General features: G+C 48.2%; 18 protein-coding genes. 11 read left to right on the top strand and 7 right to left on the bottom strand.

What is annotated here, in order from left to right:
* Nucleotides 1-179: 179 nt before the first annotated feature.
* Together ACLBLI_RS17475 and ACLBLI_RS17470 are read left to right on the top strand one after the other, a co-directional pair.
* A complete protein-coding gene (locus tag ACLBLI_RS17475) occupies nucleotides 180-1412 on the top strand; it encodes an APC family permease (RefSeq protein ID WP_414828810.1) in 1233 nt (410 codons plus the stop codon).
* 51 nt (nucleotides 1413-1463) lie between these two features.
* Nucleotides 1464-2555, top strand: coding sequence for an energy transducer TonB (locus tag ACLBLI_RS17470; RefSeq protein ID WP_414828809.1), 1092 nt, complete (start codon nucleotides 1464-1466; stop codon nucleotides 2553-2555).
* A gap of 31 nt (nucleotides 2556-2586) precedes the next feature.
* Here ACLBLI_RS17470 and ACLBLI_RS17465 read toward each other — a convergent pair whose 3' ends face one another.
* Together ACLBLI_RS17465 and ACLBLI_RS17460 are read right to left on the bottom strand one after the other, a co-directional pair.
* A complete protein-coding gene (locus tag ACLBLI_RS17465; RefSeq protein ID WP_414828808.1) occupies nucleotides 2587-3114 on the bottom strand; it encodes a hypothetical protein in 528 nt (175 codons plus the stop codon).
* Nucleotides 3115-3305: 191 nt separating this feature from the next.
* Nucleotides 3306-3674: an energy transducer TonB gene (locus ACLBLI_RS17460; RefSeq protein WP_414828807.1), complete on the bottom strand. Its 369-nt coding sequence runs from the start codon at nucleotides 3672-3674 to the stop codon at nucleotides 3306-3308.
* Between the two features lie 564 nt (nucleotides 3675-4238).
* Here ACLBLI_RS17460 and rpsF point away from each other — a divergent pair.
* From rpsF to rplI, 3 genes are read left to right on the top strand one after another with little or no spacing between them, the layout of a single operon-like run.
* Entirely contained in the window at nucleotides 4239-4640 is a 402-nt protein-coding gene (rpsF, locus tag ACLBLI_RS17455) for a 30S ribosomal protein S6 (protein ID WP_414828806.1), read from the top strand.
* A gap of 11 nt (nucleotides 4641-4651) precedes the next feature.
* A complete protein-coding gene (rpsR, locus tag ACLBLI_RS17450) occupies nucleotides 4652-4879 on the top strand; it encodes a 30S ribosomal protein S18 (RefSeq protein WP_012519954.1) in 228 nt (75 codons plus the stop codon).
* Nucleotides 4880-4905: 26 nt separating this feature from the next.
* Complete coding sequence (gene rplI, locus ACLBLI_RS17445) at nucleotides 4906-5358, top strand: 50S ribosomal protein L9 (protein WP_414828805.1); 453 nt, start codon at nucleotides 4906-4908, stop codon at nucleotides 5356-5358.
* 227 nt (nucleotides 5359-5585) lie between these two features.
* On the opposite strand, the gene ACLBLI_RS17440 is transcribed toward rplI, so the two are convergent.
* Both ACLBLI_RS17440 and ACLBLI_RS17435 read right to left on the bottom strand, forming a co-directional pair.
* Nucleotides 5586-6110 carry a cytochrome b gene (locus tag ACLBLI_RS17440; protein ID WP_414828804.1) on the bottom strand — a complete coding sequence of 175 codons (525 nt, stop codon included), beginning with the start codon at nucleotides 6108-6110 and terminating at the stop codon, nucleotides 5586-5588.
* Nucleotides 6100-7053 carry a catalase family peroxidase gene (locus ACLBLI_RS17435; RefSeq protein WP_414828803.1) on the bottom strand — a complete coding sequence of 318 codons (954 nt, stop codon included), beginning with the start codon at nucleotides 7051-7053 and terminating at the stop codon, nucleotides 6100-6102. The genes ACLBLI_RS17440 and ACLBLI_RS17435 overlap by 11 nt, the downstream gene beginning before the upstream one ends.
* On the opposite strand from ACLBLI_RS17435, the gene ACLBLI_RS17430 reads away from it, so the two are divergent.
* Nucleotides 7046-7315 (top strand): hypothetical protein, encoded by a 270-nt coding sequence (locus ACLBLI_RS17430; RefSeq protein WP_414828802.1) that lies wholly within the window; start codon nucleotides 7046-7048, stop codon nucleotides 7313-7315. The two genes, ACLBLI_RS17435 and ACLBLI_RS17430, sit on opposite strands and share 8 nt — an antisense overlap.
* Nucleotides 7316-7357: 42 nt before the next feature.
* Here ACLBLI_RS17430 and ACLBLI_RS17425 read toward each other — a convergent pair whose 3' ends face one another.
* Nucleotides 7358-7987, bottom strand: a complete 630-nt coding sequence (locus ACLBLI_RS17425; protein ID WP_414828801.1) for an MOSC domain-containing protein — start codon at nucleotides 7985-7987, stop codon at nucleotides 7358-7360.
* A gap of 152 nt (nucleotides 7988-8139) precedes the next feature.
* Between ACLBLI_RS17425 and ACLBLI_RS17420 the strand changes: the two genes are divergently transcribed.
* The 4 genes from ACLBLI_RS17420 to ACLBLI_RS17405 all read left to right on the top strand — a co-directional run bounded on the left by ACLBLI_RS17420 (nucleotide 8140) and on the right by ACLBLI_RS17405 (nucleotide 11138).
* Nucleotides 8140-8715 carry an RNA polymerase sigma factor gene (locus ACLBLI_RS17420; protein WP_414828800.1) on the top strand — a complete coding sequence of 192 codons (576 nt, stop codon included), beginning with the start codon at nucleotides 8140-8142 and terminating at the stop codon, nucleotides 8713-8715.
* Nucleotides 8708-9205: a hypothetical protein gene (locus ACLBLI_RS17415; RefSeq protein WP_414828799.1), complete on the top strand. Its 498-nt coding sequence runs from the start codon at nucleotides 8708-8710 to the stop codon at nucleotides 9203-9205. The genes ACLBLI_RS17420 and ACLBLI_RS17415 overlap by 8 nt, the downstream gene beginning before the upstream one ends.
* 9 nt (nucleotides 9206-9214) lie before the next feature.
* Nucleotides 9215-10210, top strand: a complete 996-nt coding sequence (locus tag ACLBLI_RS17410; protein ID WP_414828798.1) for a DUF4097 family beta strand repeat-containing protein — start codon at nucleotides 9215-9217, stop codon at nucleotides 10208-10210.
* A 439-nt stretch (nucleotides 10211-10649) separates the two neighbouring features.
* Nucleotides 10650-11138, top strand: a complete 489-nt coding sequence (locus ACLBLI_RS17405) for a hypothetical protein (RefSeq protein ID WP_414828797.1) — start codon at nucleotides 10650-10652, stop codon at nucleotides 11136-11138.
* Here the strand turns inward: ACLBLI_RS17405 and ACLBLI_RS17400 are convergent.
* On the bottom strand, nucleotides 11135-12982 hold the full coding sequence (locus ACLBLI_RS17400) for a GGDEF domain-containing protein (protein ID WP_414828796.1): 1848 nt from the start codon (nucleotides 12980-12982) through the stop codon (nucleotides 11135-11137). The genes ACLBLI_RS17405 and ACLBLI_RS17400 overlap by 4 nt on opposite strands.
* 466 nt (nucleotides 12983-13448) lie before the next feature.
* On the opposite strand from ACLBLI_RS17400, the gene dnaB reads away from it, so the two are divergent.
* Nucleotides 13449-14840, top strand: a complete 1392-nt coding sequence (gene dnaB, locus ACLBLI_RS17395; protein WP_414828795.1) for a replicative DNA helicase — start codon at nucleotides 13449-13451, stop codon at nucleotides 14838-14840.
* A gap of 188 nt (nucleotides 14841-15028) precedes the next feature.
* Here the strand turns inward: dnaB and ACLBLI_RS17390 are convergent, their stop codons facing one another.
* On the bottom strand, nucleotides 15029-16243 hold the full coding sequence (locus tag ACLBLI_RS17390) for an OmpA family protein (protein WP_414828794.1): 1215 nt from the start codon (nucleotides 16241-16243) through the stop codon (nucleotides 15029-15031).
* Nucleotides 16244-16292 lie beyond the last annotated feature (49 nt).

Below are 16292 nucleotides of genomic sequence, written 5' to 3'. Positions count from 1 at the left end.
ATTTTCGCTTGCTTTCAAGTGCTGCGGAAAACTCCCAGCAATTCCCGTTACCTGAGCAGGTGAAGAAGCCTTAAATTGAACGACGTAGATTGGGGCGTACATACCAGCGGCCTGTTTTGTGTCTTTTTCCTATTGCCAACGTAACCAAGCTGCATACGGTCAGTAAAACAGGATACCTTATGTCAGAAAATAGCGGCTTGAAACAAACCCTTTCGTTGTTCGATCTCATATTGTTTGGTGTGGGTGGCGTCGTGGGCGCTGGTATCTATGCGATCATTGGCGAGGCTGCGGCTTTCAGCGGCAACCTTTTATGGGCATCGTTTCTTATTGCTGCTGTCGTTGCACTGTTAACCAGTCTCTCTTACGCTGAATTCGTCAGTCGCTATCCCGACGCAGGAGGCAGCTTTGAGTTTGTAAAACGGGCATTTGGCCCACGATTTGCGCTGGTGCTTTCTGTCGTCATGTTTCTTACCGGGGTGGTTGCACCTGCTGCTATCGCTATTAGTTTTAGTGAGTACCTGAGTCGCCTTATTGAGATCCCTAGCTGGATGAGTACCACGGGCATTGTGGTTCTGATGGTTATGGTCAATGCCTTTGGCATGCGTCAGTCGTCCTGGTTTAATAATTTTGCGACCATAGTCACGATCATCGGACTGGGCGCGGTCATTCTGTTTGCCGCACCTTCTGTGGGTGAAGCGAATTACTTCGAACCTGCAGAGCTGGGGTATATTGGCGTGTTAAGCGGTGGTGCGTTGATTTTTTTCAGCTACGTTGGCTTTGAAGATTTAGTTAAGATGGCTGAAGAAGCCAAGGATGCCCGAAAAAACCTGCCCAAGGCGTTAATTATTTCAGGCATCATTGTATTGATTCTTTATTTGCTAATCGCGATCTGCGCAGTCAGTGTTATGAGCGCAGAAGAGCTGGCCAAAGCAGATGGTCCACTGGCTGCGGTGATGCGGGAGACTGGCGGCGAAACCTGGGCAACAATATTAATTGGCGTCGCTTTATTTGCCACCAGCAAAACCATTCTCAGCAATACCATCTCCACTAGCCGCCTGATGTTCGATGTGGCAAGAGATAACGATATTCCCTATATCAACCATTTCGAAAAAGTGGATAAAAGCAGCGGCACTCCCCGCTCTGCTATTTTTCTTGTAGGTATTGTGGTGATAATCTTTGCGTTAATCGGCGACTTAAAAATTGTTGCCAGTTTAAGCAATATCTTTGTGTTTACCTTGTTCATTATTGTGAATATTGCGTTGATACGCTATCGATTGAAATATGCTGAAGAATCGGCAAAACCCGCATTTCAGGTACCAATTAATATTGGCAAGGTACCATTTCCGACAATACTCGCACTGATTGGATTAATATTGCTTTTCGGCTTTAATATTGGAAACATGTTAGGCTGAAACCGGAGCGGATCCCGGTCGGTTAAATAGACTGTTGGAAAAGGAATTCAAATGCCATCTTTATATAAATTTTTCCTTGGGTTTGTCTGTGCGTCCATGACCTTGGTCACAAACGCGCAGGATTTCCCGTGTGATGAAGTCGATAAGAAAGCCATCGAAGAAGCATCACCCGATAAGGTAAAGCGTATTTCAGGATTTCAGACAGCTACCCCTGTTGAAAGGGCGAATCCGAGGTACCCAGCCGAAGCCGCAAGAACGGGTTCCGAAGGTTGGGTAACAATGAGTTACGTTATTAATGAAGAAGGTGCAGTCGAAGATGTCATCGTCGATGACTATAGTGGTCATAAAGCTTTCAGGCACGAAGCTGTTCGCGCCTTGAAACGCTGGAAATTTGATCCTGCCATGAAAAATGGGGCACCCACTGAGCAATGTCATCAAGCAATCCGGATTGATTTTCTTCTTGAAGATAATACGGGAGCTAAACGTAGCTTCATTCGCGCGTATCGAGAAATTGAAGGTTTGCTCAGCGAAGAAAAGTTCGCGCTGGCCGATGAGAAAATGGCCAAGCTAGAAGCAAAACGTAACTTCAATCGCTACGAAAGTACGTATTTTTATACATTGGATGGCAAACTGGCGCGCCGTCTTAACGACGTGCAGCGAGAACTAAATAGTTACTCAAAAGCGCTTAACAGTGCGAATCAGTCAGAATTCGAAGACGCGTTCAAAGCTGACTTGATAAGGCAGATATTCGCGCTCGAAGTCAATTTTGGCTATTACGCGCTGGCATTAGAGTCATTCGATAAACTATTGGAGTTAGATGGCGCTGAAGCTTATCGTGCAGAGCTCGCGCCTGTAGTTGAAGAGATTAATGCGCTGATCGAATCTAAGTCGCCCATGAGTATAGCGTTAGCGGTAAAAGACAGTGGTTCTCAATTCTACACTCTTACCCGCAACCAGTTTGGCTTTTCCTATATCGATGGCGACCTGGATTCTGTTGAAGTGCGCTGCGAATCTCACCGCGAAAAATTTACTGTTGCTGAGAATTTCATCTGGAGCATTCCGCAATCCTGGGGACAATGTCGCGTGTTGATTCAAGGCGAACCGGGAACAACATTTGAGCTTGTTGAAGTTAATAACGCTTAATCTAATTATAACTCCCCCAAGAAAGCGTTAGTCATAGCCTTTTAATCTGATTGATGATCAATGGAGATACAGAGTCATGAATACCTCCAGACGGTCCAAACATAAAGTGATGTTTCGTCTGACTTCCCTCTTTTTTATTAACCAGTACATGTTTGTCGGTAACGATAAGATTCTCGACTTCTTCTACGCTGATTTTAGTGAAAGTTGGGAATGTATAAATATAGATATACTTGCCGCGTTTAATTATTGAATATCTGCCCCATACCCAGCAAACCAATGTCACCATTGCAGCAATAGTTGTATAAAAAACAAAACGCATGGATAGATTATCGGGTGTGAGCGCACGCGTGAGTATAAAAACAAGAAACAATGTCGTTGTGTAATTTAAAAAAAATAGTACAGTCATTTTTCTTACCAGAAAGAGAGGCAGATGCCTCTCTTGGTTATGGATAACAAAAGTATGCGCCACCCATTGTGCCAATTGCTGCCTGTAAAAAGCTGCCACCCGTAGTGCCAGCTCCGGCTCCGAAACCAAAACCTCCCACAAAGCTTGCGACACCAACAATACCACCTATATCGACGATCTGGACGGCTTCGTCTTCAACCATAATGTGAGTGGGTATTATCTGTCGCTGGAAGGCCATCTGTAAGGCTGAAATGGAAACAAAAATGGCAGGGCCCATCACGAACCCTGCCATCATATAACTTACTTTTCACTGCCTTGTGACATCATATCGACATACGGACCGATCAGCCTACAAACTTAAACACCGTACTGACATATACGGGCATTCTGTCGGCGTTATCACTGGCAGGTACAAACTCCATCTTCTTGACCGCTTTTAAGCCCGCTGCATCCCATACACCTTCGGGCTCAGACTCCACCACATCCGGATCGTGCACTTCACCATCTGAATCAATGAGGTACCTGATTTTCACATAACCGTCCGGCCGACCCTTATAAGAAATCGCTGAATTAAAGGAGAACGAATCACTGACCATTTCCCAATAATTACTCAACTCATCCTCTGCGATCTCCTTTGGCTGAGACGCAAGATTTGGCACCGACATACAGCCAACTAACCCTAAGACCAAGACGGTCAACACAAGTTTTCTCATAACACAATAATCCTTATCCTGAGAGCTCCAACAACGCAGTAAGAAAGCGAGCGAAAAATTTATCGCCTTCATCCCGCTGAAATAGCATCTTAATACCGACGCTACTTATTAAGCAACTCGAGTATAAGGCAAACTAACGCTATCTATTATCCTCTGTAGCAGCTGAATCCAAGGCTTGTTTCACGCGTTTCAAGTAGACAACTTGCGGACCGGCAGGCTTGTGACACTGGATTTCTGCCATTGGCACAACACAGCCGAATTAAACGAAGCGCGATTGTGAGTAACTTGACTAAGTGCCTTCTCAACTGGCATTGAGTTACTATAAAATAAGTACATCAAAACGCGATGGTTTCTTAAACGCTAATCGTCAAATGATAAAAGCGTTAGTTATTGATTTAACTGCGTGTTGAACGCGACCGGTGTTTAAGCCATACCCGCCCACAAACTGCTTGTGTGGTGAACAATTGATCTATATAATGCGCGCCCTTACAGCCAACCAAACCTAGTTCCTTGTCTCTATGCAGCAGGCTGTTCTGCCGAGGCTACAACCGTAAGGAGCGTTTAATGCGTCATTACGAAATCGTATTTATGGTTCACCCTGATCAGAGTGAACAAGTACCTGGTATGATCGAGCGTTATACCACTATCCTGAAGCAAGACGGTGGTCAGATTCATCGTTTAGAAGATTGGGGCCGTCGTCAACTGGCTTACCCAATCGAGAAGCTGCACAAAGCACACTACGTTCTGATTAACGCTGAAGCGACTGCTGAAGCTGTTGACGAACTGGAAAATGCTTTCCGCTTCAACGACGTTATCCTGCGTAACCTTGTTATGCGCACTAAAGATGCGGTAACTGAGCCTTCTCCAATGATGAAAGAAGAGCCTCGCCGTGAGCGTCGTGACGATTCTGCTCCTCGTACAGAGCGCGCAGAAAAGAAAACTGAAACCACTGAAGACAACGCTTAAGGAGAACACCCATGGCTCGTTTTTTCAGACGTCGTAAGTTCTGCCGTTTCACTGCAGAAGGCGTGACCGAGATTGATTATAAAGATATCGCTACTCTGAAGAACTACATCACAGAGAGCGGTAAGATTGTCCCTAGCCGTATCACAGGTACTAGCGCAAAGTATCAGCGTCAGCTGTCTTCTGCGATCAAGCGTGCACGTTTTCTTGCACTGCTTCCGTACACTGATTCTCACAAGTAATTGGCGAAGTTTAAGGGGTAGCTTAGATGGATATCATCCTACTAGATAAAATCGCCAACCTTGGCGGCCTGGGCGACCAGGTAAGCGTAAAATCAGGTTTTGCACGTAACTTCCTTTTCCCACAGGGCAAAGCAGTTCCTGCAACGAAAGATAACGTTGAAAAGTTCGAAGCACGTCGTGCTGAACTGGAAGCGAAGATTGCTGAAGAGCTGAAAGCCGCTGAAGCGCGTGCTGAAAAGCTGAACGAGCTGGGCGAAGTGACTATCGCTGCGCCAGCTGGTGATGAAGGCAAACTGTTCGGTTCTGTTGGTACTCGCGACATCGCTGATGCTATCACTGCAGCTGGCGTAGAAGTAGAAAAAGCAGAAGTTAAACTGCCTACTGGTACACTGCGTGAAACAGGCGAATACGACATCGACCTGCAGCTTCACTCTGACGTGATGACTTCTGTTAAAGTAGTTATCATTGCTGAAGCCTAAGCGCTGACGTTTTGAATTGAAAAAGCCGCAACGGAAACGTTGCGGCTTTTTTGTATCTGTAAGAGAAGTGATGAACAGCCCGGCGAGCAGCATACCGAAGTGCTGAGTCAGCGCCCACCCGCGCGTATTTGCTACGCGAGTGATTGGCGCCGTGTGTCCCAGGCCAGCGCGACCTTTCCCCCGGCTTCGTGGTCAGTAATGACAATCATCCGGCCCAGAGTATAAGCCTACAGCATAGATTTCAGTACCGAATCCTTACGCACGAAGTGATGATGCAGGGCTGCTGATACGTGCAATACAATCATCACAATAAACGCGATGGCAAGGTAGCCATGAATTTCCCGAAGCAACCCGTAACTCTCAATGTCAGCGGTGAGCGAAGCCGGTAGTGTGAATAATCCAAAAATCTCCACCGGCCTGGCGGCAACGTATTGCATCAGGTACCCACTCACCGGCATCGCCACCATAAGCCCATACAGCACATAGTGTGACGCAATCGCGCCACGCTTTTGCACACGCGACAATGACGAGGGTAAGGGAGGCGTTTGTGACGTCACTCTGATGGCGATGCGCAGGATAACCAGCACAAAAGCCAGCAGGCCAAACGCTTTGTGCGCTGTAAGAATAGTCAGTTGCCAGGGCTCCAGCGATCGAACCATTGCAAGGCCAGCCAGAAGCATAGAGATAACTAAGGCCGCCATCGCCCAGTGAAGTAAACGCATAGCAAGCGGGAAACGGTTGTTATTCTCCATCACGTTCTCCTTCCAGTGCGCCAGCCAGCGCTTCCCTTGCCCGTCGACGATACGATTCGGCATAAGCTGCCGAGCGAGCCCGTAAAATGGGATCCTCAGTTGCCGAAATACCGTCAGGCAATACCAGTGGGTCAAAGTTGACGCTATGGCAATTGCCCTCTAACTGAGGCTGCCAGTCTGTGATCACGATTTGTCCGGCTACTCTTTCTTCACGTGAATCAGGCCATTTTACCGCAGGATTATTTTCATCGTCGTCAGCGCCAGCCAGGGTAAATACCCAGTCGTACACAATCGGGGCTGCGCTCAGCTGTTGTGCCAGTCGCTCTTGTAGCGCATCAGGCCCTTCAATGTCATCAAACGACGCTGCACTTACCGGCATCATCTTCCATCTGACGGCTTGCTTATCGCCTTGCTTATCATGCAGATAAAAAGCGTTAAGACTGTGGTAAGTTTCGCCGGAAAAGCTGCCTGCCGGCGAGTAGGTTGCCCGCCATGCCATAAAGTCTTTTGATTCAGGATGTTCACTGAAAAAGGCTTTAACAGCTTCGGGACCATTTTTAATAGCTACAATCTGCTGGTAAAAATCATGGGGGTTGGTGACTGCCATCACCGGCGGAGTATTCATTGCGATCCGCCATTGATTTGTCGATGACAGGGCGAAGTTCAGTGCCAGACTTCTTACCGGAGACGACAAGTCAGGCGCATAGGGATTACCGCCTGCAATCGAGTAGCGTCCGGTAAATGGGGTTACGCCGGGTGCGAACAAGGAAGTGGTTACAATATCAGTAAGATTCCCGTTAGCGCGAAATTCCCCTGAGATGCACACGCCTTTTGCATGTGCGCGGCGGTAGCCTGCATGAGGGGTGTCACCTTCCTGCAAGTCTACAAATTCCTGCGCGGTTACGGTGTCTGCGGTCTGACTGGCATGTGCGGTTGTGGCCATACCAAATGACAGAAATAACGTGGCGAACATGCAGCGGCGAGCGCTGGTGGTGTGCGTAAAAAACTGGCTTATCACGGTTATCCTCCGGTTTTTGCCTATGGGCTGTATACGGGCAAGCTCGGAGAAAGACCTTACTGAACTGGCTTTTATTTCAAAAACCAATACGATTCTGACAGTGTGCATTATTAATCATGATCCACAACGCCAGTGCGTTGCAGAACATGATTGTCAGCGCTACGCCAGACAAGGGCGTGCCAGATAAATTCAGCGGCTTAATGTCGCCGACAATAGTGCCAGGTGCCGGTTAACTTTTCATTGCTATTTTCTCGCACTTGGTCCGCCATTCGTCGTCCAGCACCGGCAGTGTCGCGTAGGCCCTGGCGGCGTCTGTATCGGTTTTATTGTACGTACACTGCATGAGATCTCTGACCGAAACGGTGATATCCGCACGCTCGATTAGCCTGACGTCATCGTTTACCCGAAGCGTTCCGGTTTGAAGAACCCGGTAGTACCAGCCTGTCGCGCCATGTTCGCCGACAAAGCGATCCAGATTTTTAATCTCATAACGATGGGATATTTTATTGCAGGGCGCGCGGGGAGCACTTACTTGCAATATCACTTCACCAAACTGCCAGATGTCGCCAATAAAAACCGTATCGTCTTCCATCCCCTCAACAAGTATATTCTCGCCGATGCTTCCTGCCTCAAAGACATTGTCAGGGTAGTGTGCCCGTAACAGTTCGTAGTTCTTAAGGCTGTACTGATGAAGTACTTTTTCCGGACCGCCGTGCAATTTTTTATTTCCCTGTTCATCCTGCTCGGTGCCGTTACTATTGACGCTGAGAAACGGCACCGGCGATTTGATAATACTACTTGGGGCGCCACGGGGGCCGAATGGTTGTGGTGTTGCGGCATATAGGGCGAGCACGTGCATAGGGACTCCCTGATGAAAATCATCGTCAATGTTGATGTAGCGAATAAAAAAGTTTTTTGCGCGTTTAAACCTTTGTAGCGTACGCTACGACTAACCTCATAACAAGAACAAGTCAGTCTTGTAACTGACTGAGATAGCAGGCAATTGAAGACATGGAAAACTCGCAATGTACTGTGGTAGATGCCCAGGCGGCTTTCACCACAGCGCGCGAAAAAGCACTTATTGAGGCGGCACAGTCCGGCGATAAACAGGCATACCATCAGATTTATGATGCCTACGTTGGCCGTGTACACGCGCTCAGCTATCGGTTAACCGGCGATCATGCGCTGGCCGAGGATGCGACGCAGGAAGTGTTTATTCAGCTTTGGCGAAAGCTGGGTAATTACAACCACAAAAGTAAGTTTTCAACCTGGCTGCATAGCGTAACGGCGAACATTACCGTGAGCTATATGCGTAAACAGCGTGGTTGGTTTCAGCGGATGTTCAATATTGAAGGCAGCGCGGCGGAACAGTTTCACGCAGAAGCGTCAACCGGAGAGGTCGATTTGGAGTCCTATATTGTTCGACTTCCCGAACGTGCCCGTATGGTATTCGTGTTACACGCCGTAGAGGGGTATCGGCACGAGGAAATTGCGAGCATGCTGAATATGGCAGTGGGCTCAAGCAAAGCGCAGTTTCATCGCGCCAAGCAGTTGTTAAAAGAGTGGATGGGTTACGACAATGACTAATTTTGACCAGGAATTACAGCAAAAGCTGGATGCATTACCCCGGGATAGAGCACCCAACCGCGACTTGTGGCGGGGAATCGAACTGGGTATGGAGCAGCCCGCAGATGAGGCCGTCAAACCCGCTTACCGTGGTGGCCTATATGCCATTGCTGCCAGTATCGCGCTGGTTGCCTGTCTAAGCTGGTTTGGTTTTAACCGCATGCCGGTAACGCCATCGGGTCAGCTTACCGGTACCGAGTTGGTACAGGCATTAAGCCAGCAACATGAGCAGCAGAAACAGTCACTGTTAGTGCAGTATACCGATACGCCTGCGCTGACTGAAAACTGGCAGGCTCAGCTTACCGAGCTGGACCAGGCCGCTAATGCGATTAAAGCCGCATTGGATGAAGATCCGGATAACACGGCGTTATTGCGGATGCTACAGAACGTATATCAACAGCAAATTGCGCTAATTGAGCGAGTGCACGCGCCCAAGTGGCAGCAAATTTAAGAAGGTAGAATGATGATGAATATATTAGCAAAACTGAAATCAGTAAGCGTGCAACGTCAGTTGTTACTGGGGCTTGGTATTGTTGTGTTTAGCCACGCCGGTTTCGCCCGCGAGCAGGTCGATCAGCGTATCACCACCTCTGACAGCCCGTATGTAGAAATTGAACATTTGAACGGCAGCGCTGACATTATCGGGTGGGATAAGAACGAAGTGCAGGTAACCGGTCAGCTTAGTGACGACACCGAAGAGTTTATCTTTGAAAAAGACGGCAACGATATTGTTATCAAGGTAGAGATAGCCAAAGACCCGGGGCACTGGCGCAATTGGAAGAAAAGCGATGGCGATGACCTGAAAATTTATGTGCCCCGTGCCAGCTTTGTCGATTACACCTCGATTAATGCGGATGTCAGCCTGCAAGATCTTCAGCATACCGTCAATGTCGAGGTCATTAATGGGGACGTTGACGTTAAGAAAGTGAATGGGCGTGTTAGCCTGGAGTCAGTTAACGGTGATATCACACTGCGCGATGTTGAAGGAGATGTGGCTGTTGAAACCGTGAACGGCGACATCAACGGCGAGCATCGAGGCAGCAAAGACTTACGGTTGGATTCGGTGAACGGCGACATTGATATCCGTACCAACAGCCCTGAGGTTAAGGTGACGTCTGTGAATGGCAATATCGACCTGGCGCTGGACACCATTACGGACTTGAATATTGAAACGGTAAACGGACGCGTTGAGGCTGCAATGACGCTGGCACCGAAAGGCGATGTCCGCGCGTCGTCAGTAGGGGGCAGCATGAGCCTGGCTTTCCAGCGTTCAGTGTCAGCCCGCTTTGATATTCAGGCTCACGCCGGAGGACGTATTATTAACGACATCTCTGACGATGAAATGCAAAAAGCCAAGTATGGCCCGCGTCGCTGGCTGGAGTTTACGCATAATGGTGGTGATGGCAGGGTAGATGTTTCCACTGTAAGCGGAAGAATTCAGCTGGGTGTGAAGTAGTTCACGCGAGGTCAGCATATTCTGTATGACTACCAGAGGGGCGACAGCGGCGCCCCTTGAATTTTCCTGATGTGCCCCCACCTTTTCTGTTAACGGGATATCCTTTTTGACGTTATATGCATTACCCCGTATAGCGGTTTAGATACTGATCCTACCTTGGGGTCGCTGTTGTATCGAATGAAATTTTCCTTTTCGCAATGTCTGCAGAAGCCGGAATTAATCGCAAAATCCAGTCACCCGGACGGGTCAAAGGGAACTTATCAAACTCAAAATCGTCTCTGGTCAGAGCGTGGCCTGTCAACACAATGTGACAGGCAAGGGATATCAGACAATACAGTTAATCCTGCTAATTTCCTCAGATAATGTCTGCGCGTAATTACGCCCGGATAAGGAAACGCAATTTGGCAAAGCAGGAGCCACATGGAGAGCGTTACTCGTTATGACTCACTTCCCGATAAGCAAAGCAGCATTATTTTTTACGGCGTTTTTGGGAATCGCCATTTCTCTGGTCAGTTGTAAGACCGACGTACCAGAAGTGTATGAAGGCACCTGGGTAGTTACAGAAGCTACCTTGCCAGGCATTACCGCGATGTCTCAGACAGAGGCGGACAGCTGGCTGGGAAAATCATTCAGTTATAATACTGAGCGTGCACAGCTGGCACAGGAATCCTGTCTGGCACCTACGTATAAACGTGAAACGATGGATGAAGAAACGTTTCAGTCTGCATACCGCATCCGTCGGGACAGATTGAACTTTGAGCAGGGGGACATCATCCGCATTGAATTGCAGTGCAATGATAACTCTCTTATGCCCGGGCAAACGTTACTGATGCAGGAAGACGTTGTTACGTACTTAACCTGGGACGGCGTATTCTTTATGCTTGAGAAAAGCAATAATGAGGCGGCACCTGCCGTGGCGTCGATTTAGGCACGTTGCTGTTGCTGTGCGGGTGTGTATATTGCCGACTCTGTCCTGTTGCGACCGTTGTGCTTTGCCTTGTAAAGCAAGCTGTCGCACTGGCTGATAACGTCAGCGATATCAGCATTTGCTGATACCTCTACCAGTCCGCATGAGAAGCGAAGCGGTAGGACACTCTCCATGCCATCTACCCGGTGAGCAGCCAGGATAGCGCGCAGCTCTTCTACTTTCTGTTCGGCATGGCTAAGCTCAGTGTTGTCCAGAAGCATCACAAACTCTTCCCCACCGTAACGACCAAATACGTCCTGACGACGGATCTGGTATTTAAACAGTTTGGCGATATGGATAAGCATGCTATCTCCGGCGTCATGACCAAACTGATCATTAATTTGCTTAAAGTGATCGACATCAATCAGTGCAACGCAGGAAACATCTGAACGTCTGTCCATGGTAGATAGCCTGCGCCGGATAATATCCAGTGCATGCCAGCGGTTACTGACGCTGGTTAAATGATCCAGGCGGGAAAAGTTCTCAATTTTTTGTTTTTGTCTGAGGATCCGCCAAAACGCAATGAAGCCGACAATGCTCAGGGTTGTTGTAAACAGCGCCACTGTAGTCATATTTCTGGATTGTGCGCGATCGAGTTGAGATTTGACCTTAAGCAAAGAGGCTTCCTGAGCAGACAGTTTGTCAGCGATAGTCTCAAAGTCCTGCCAGGCTACTACAGCTGCCTTCGGGTCCTGCTCTTCTTTAAGCATGGTTTTGTACAAACTGGCTGCCAACTGATGATCTCCCTGCAGAGAGGCAACTTCAGCCCTTACTTCATTTAACTTTCTGTCAAACTGCGATCCCTTTGCATGGCGGTTATTCTTTTCCATTACAGAGAGATGGGTAAGTGCTGCATCCAGATTGCCGTTGGCAGTTGCGGTTCTGGCGAGCAGATTATGAATGTCAAAGAGATCTTCCGGATACGCCAGTTCGTTCTGATTGGCAAAACGAAGTGAGTTTTCAGCGAACTCTTTCGCTAACTGGATATTTCCCAGTTCTAAATGACCGGCTGAAATGAATTTTTGCGCGCTTAATGCCAGCGTGAGATGACCGGTTTTCAGCGCTTCATCCAGCACAGCGCTGCTGACTTGCAGCATGGACTGGTAATTAGCCAGCTTGTATTGATTACGGGCTTTGCAAAGTTCGCCCTGCATGCGGTTATAATCGTCATCCGGCACAATGCTTTGAAACTTGAGGCAATAGACTTCTGCCTGATGATAATTTCCAGACCAGTAGTACGCATCTGCCATATCCCAGTACAGTACAATTAAAGGGTAATCAAATACGGTCTGATAGTGATCCTGTCTTACCGCCATTTGACTGACCTCTTCCATTACCATGATGGCGGAATAATAATGGCCTTGCTCAATCATCGTGCTGACAAGAAAAGACGTTGCCAGTCGCCTGATGCGGGGCCAGTCGTTTTCCTGCGCGATATCAGCAAAGATCCTGAGTTCGCTTTCTATCTCGTCAAGGGGAGCAAGTGAAGACCACACCTGCATAATCTCGTGCTCCAGAAACATCCGCGGGTAGCTGCTTTTTAAAGTTGCGAGTTCTGAGTCAGATAACGCGTACCCACTATCTCCGCGCGCCGCGTTGAAATAGACCGAATCGTAAAAGTATTTACCAAGTACCGAAGTGGTATCGAAAACATCACTGGCCTGAAGGGCGGACAGGCGATCGTCGTAGGGGAGAGACAGCAAGCGGTCACGCTCGGCCTCATAGCGCGTCTCAATATCGCTTGACGCGTGGACGCCCGAGGCGATGAGTAAGAAAAAAAGGAATAAAAATAAAAGCCTGTACACTACGTCGACACCACTGTTTCTAAGCCTGTCCCTGGGCCGATTCATGAATTATTTTATGTTTAGCATGGCAATATACCTGCCTTTGGTGGAAGGAAAAAGGTTACTTTCATTAAAAAACGGGACAGTTTCGGGCTGAATACGGCATATTCCGGCAGATTTCTGGGCGGGTTCTGTCTCTTGAGAGAGCATAGGAAAACCTGACCGATCGTTCTTATCTGAGTGAATTTTCCGATAAAACAAAAGTTAAAGTCTAGCCTAAAGCCTTAGCGAACACGGCGACATCACTGTCGGTATGTAAAAACATATCAGAAAATCCTGTGTTGGGCGGCTCATCAGAACAACGACAAAGGGGTAGAGAGGGCACCTTTAGCAAGAGGGCGGGGAGTGACTTTTTTCTCCATGGCCGATGTTAATTTCGCAGCAAATAGCGCATAATGTTCGGCCCGCATAAACCTGAAATGACGTTGTGAAAGTGGTGTCCCAAACACAAAGTGATAAGAACATCGAGAAATTGAAAGTTCCACCTCATAGTATCGAGGCGGAACAGTCTGTTCTTGGCAGCATGCTTATCGACCCTGAGAGTTGGGACAAAGTCGCTGAGCTTATCACCGACAGAGACTTCTATAACCGGTCACATCAGATAATTTTCCGCGCTATCATGCGCTTGCTTGGCGATAGTCATCCTGTTGACCTTATCACGGTATCAGAACAACTGGAAAAGCATGATGAACTGGAAGATGCCGGAGGCTTTGCCTATTTGGGCGAGCTGGCCAAGAACACCCCCAGCTCAGCCAATGTGGTGTCGTATGCCAAAATAATCAGCGAGCGCGCTATTACCCGCGAGCTTATTGGCGTTGCCCACGAAATTGCAGAGGTTGGATATAATCCGGAAGGGCGTAACAGTGCCGATATTCTGGATTTCGCCGAAAGCCGGGTATTTGAGATAGCGGAAAAACGTACCGGCGAAAATGAAGGACCCCGAGACGTTGAGTCTGTTCTTGGTAAAACCATCGATCGACTCGAAGCGCTGATAAAGACCAACAAAGAAGTGACCGGTGTTACCACGGGTTTTACCGATTTGGATAAAAAGACCAGTGGCTTGCAGCCGTCAGATTTGATCATTGTCGCTGCGCGTCCCTCCATGGGGAAAACTACGTTTGCGATGAACCTGGTCGAAAACGCCATGTTGGCAGAGAAAAAGCCGGTGTTGGTGTTTTCACTTGAGATGCCATCAGAGCAAATCATGATGCGTATGCTGGCATCACTTAGCCGGGTTGATCAAACCAAGATCCGTACTGCGCAATTAGACGATGAAGACTGGGCACGTATTTCCAACACCATGGCAATGCTGAAAGACAACGATAATCTGTTTATCGATGATTCGTCCGGTCTGACACCGATGGACGTGCGCAGCCGGGCGCGTAAACTCGCCAGAGAGCGTGGCGGTATCAGTATGATTATGGTGGATTATCTGCAGTTAATGCGGGTGCCGTCATTGAGTGATAACCGTACGCTGGAAATTGCAGAGATTTCCCGCTCACTAAAGGCACTGGCGAAAGAACTGGAAGTCCCGGTTGTGGCGCTGTCTCAGCTTAACCGTACACTGGAACAGCGTGCCGATAAACGTCCGGTTAACTCCGACCTGCGTGAGTCCGGTTCTATCGAGCAGGATGCTGACTTGATCATGTTTATTTACCGCGATGAGGTGTATCACGAAAACAGTGAGGACAAAGGTGTCGCGGAAATCATCATTGGTAAGCAACGTAACGGTCCGATTGGTACCAGCCGTCTTACTTTCCAGGGGCAGTTTTCCCGTTTTGATAATTACGCGGGACCCGCCATCGAAGACGCTTACTAGCGCAAGCGCCGTAACATCTCTTTTTTTTGACAAGTAACGATGTAACTATCTCTGTTGTCGATAACTCATGGGGTTAGCCCCTCTTTCCATTTTTTCCTTTAACTGTGCAGAAATTAAATAGATTTTGTTTTACAAAAAAAAGCACCGCAAGAGGCGGTGCTTTTTAGTTAACTATTAACTATTACTAATTAACGCTCTTCAGGCACTTTAACTGTACCCGATACCGTTACTGAGATACGGCGGTTAACACGGTGCGCTTCTGCTGTACCAGAGGTATCCAGTAGTTGCGTCTCACCATAACCAACAGTCTCAAGACGGTCTGGCTCGATATCGTAGCGCTGAATCATAACGTCACGGAACGCATCAGCACGTGCTTGTGACAGCTCCATGTTGTATGACTCTGAACCTGGCGCAGATGTGTGACCTTCGATGACTGCAGTGGTGTTACCGTAGCGCTTCATGAAGTTAGCAAATTCCTGAATTTCAGGATCGTTTGGTTGCTTAACTACTGAGCTTTCGTTATCAAACAACACGCGAAGCGTGATAGACACATCTTCTTCGTCAAATACGGTACAACCTGTGCTGTCTACCTTATCTCCCATAGGAGTATCAGCGCACTGGTCGTTGGCATCAGCCACGCCGTCGTTATCACTGTCTTGAATGGTGACTTCACAACCGCGTGCATCTACTTCTACACCAGCAGGAGTGTTCGGACACTGATCCATATTGTTCATAACGCCGTCGTTGTCAGCATCAACCGCACAACCTGTGGAGTCTACCGCTACGCCCATTGGTGTCATCGGGCATTGGTCGCGGCTATCGATCACGCCATCATTGTCGCTGTCTTTAGAAGCAGAAGATGATGAACCTGATCCTGTACCGCCAAACGCAATCGCCAGACCCAGCTTCACGCTGTAATCATTGTAGTCTTCACCGAAGTCCTGATAAGCCGCAATTTCAGTGATAAACTTCACTTTCTCACCAGCATTCCAGTGTTTACCAATACCGATATTACCCAGCGTAAATGACTCGTCCATGCTTTGGTGTTTCAAACCACCAAACAGATACCACCAATCATTGGGCATGAAATACATGGCATCGGCACCGATCATGTGTCCGCTGTCATTACGTGCTGCCGTGGAACCTTCGAGATAATCCAATTCCAGCGCGGTATATTCTACACGTGCCGCCCAGCTTTGAGTGAATCGGAAACCGTATTCCAGACCAAAGCCTTCGCCGTCGTCATAAATGCCCTGGTCAAGCGGACGGTCAGGAGAGGTTTTGTATTTTGTACCAAAAATACCGATCCAGTTTTCATAGTCTGGCGCAGTGGTTTCCTGAGCGTGGGTATACGATGAAAGAACAGCAAGGGAGAGTGCTGCTAAAGTAAATGTTTTTTTCATAGTCACATCCTGTATAACGTTGAGTGTTACCAATATTTTGATAATGCTG

Origin of the sequence: Alteromonas sp. H39 (genome assembly GCF_047556435.1) — a bacterium.
In the GTDB taxonomy this organism is placed as follows: domain Bacteria; phylum Pseudomonadota; class Gammaproteobacteria; order Enterobacterales; family Alteromonadaceae; genus Alteromonas.
The sequence above is the reverse complement of the archived record's forward strand: the minus strand, read 5'-3'. Positions and strand labels throughout refer to the sequence as shown.

Bases quoted from the DNA above. Each gene is read 5' to 3' on its own strand.
- ACLBLI_RS17460 (WP_414828807.1), bottom strand. From the start codon at position 3,674: ATGAGAAAACTTGTGTTGACCGTCTTGGTCTTAGGGTTAGTTGGCTGT.
- ACLBLI_RS17440 (WP_414828804.1), bottom strand. From the start codon at position 6,110: ATGGAGAATAACAACCGTTTCCCGCTTGCTATGCGTTTACTTCACTGG.
- rpsF (WP_414828806.1), top strand. From the start codon at position 4,239: ATGCGTCATTACGAAATCGTATTTATGGTTCACCCTGATCAGAGTGAA.
- ACLBLI_RS17425 (WP_414828801.1), bottom strand. From the start codon at position 7,987: ATGCACGTGCTCGCCCTATATGCCGCAACACCACAACCATTCGGCCCC.
- ACLBLI_RS17470 (WP_414828809.1), top strand. From the start codon at position 1,464: ATGCCATCTTTATATAAATTTTTCCTTGGGTTTGTCTGTGCGTCCATG.
- rpsR (WP_012519954.1), top strand. From the start codon at position 4,652: ATGGCTCGTTTTTTCAGACGTCGTAAGTTCTGCCGTTTCACTGCAGAA.
- rplI (WP_414828805.1), top strand. From the start codon at position 4,906: ATGGATATCATCCTACTAGATAAAATCGCCAACCTTGGCGGCCTGGGC.
- ACLBLI_RS17405 (WP_414828797.1), top strand. From the start codon at position 10,650: ATGACTCACTTCCCGATAAGCAAAGCAGCATTATTTTTTACGGCGTTT.
- ACLBLI_RS17435 (WP_414828803.1), bottom strand. From the start codon at position 7,053: ATGGCCACAACCGCACATGCCAGTCAGACCGCAGACACCGTAACCGCG.
- ACLBLI_RS17420 (WP_414828800.1), top strand. From the start codon at position 8,140: ATGGAAAACTCGCAATGTACTGTGGTAGATGCCCAGGCGGCTTTCACC.
- ACLBLI_RS17475 (WP_414828810.1), top strand. From the start codon at position 180: ATGTCAGAAAATAGCGGCTTGAAACAAACCCTTTCGTTGTTCGATCTC.
- ACLBLI_RS17410 (WP_414828798.1), top strand. From the start codon at position 9,215: ATGATGATGAATATATTAGCAAAACTGAAATCAGTAAGCGTGCAACGT.
- ACLBLI_RS17390 (WP_414828794.1), bottom strand. From the start codon at position 16,243: ATGAAAAAAACATTTACTTTAGCAGCACTCTCCCTTGCTGTTCTTTCA.
- ACLBLI_RS17415 (WP_414828799.1), top strand. From the start codon at position 8,708: ATGACTAATTTTGACCAGGAATTACAGCAAAAGCTGGATGCATTACCC.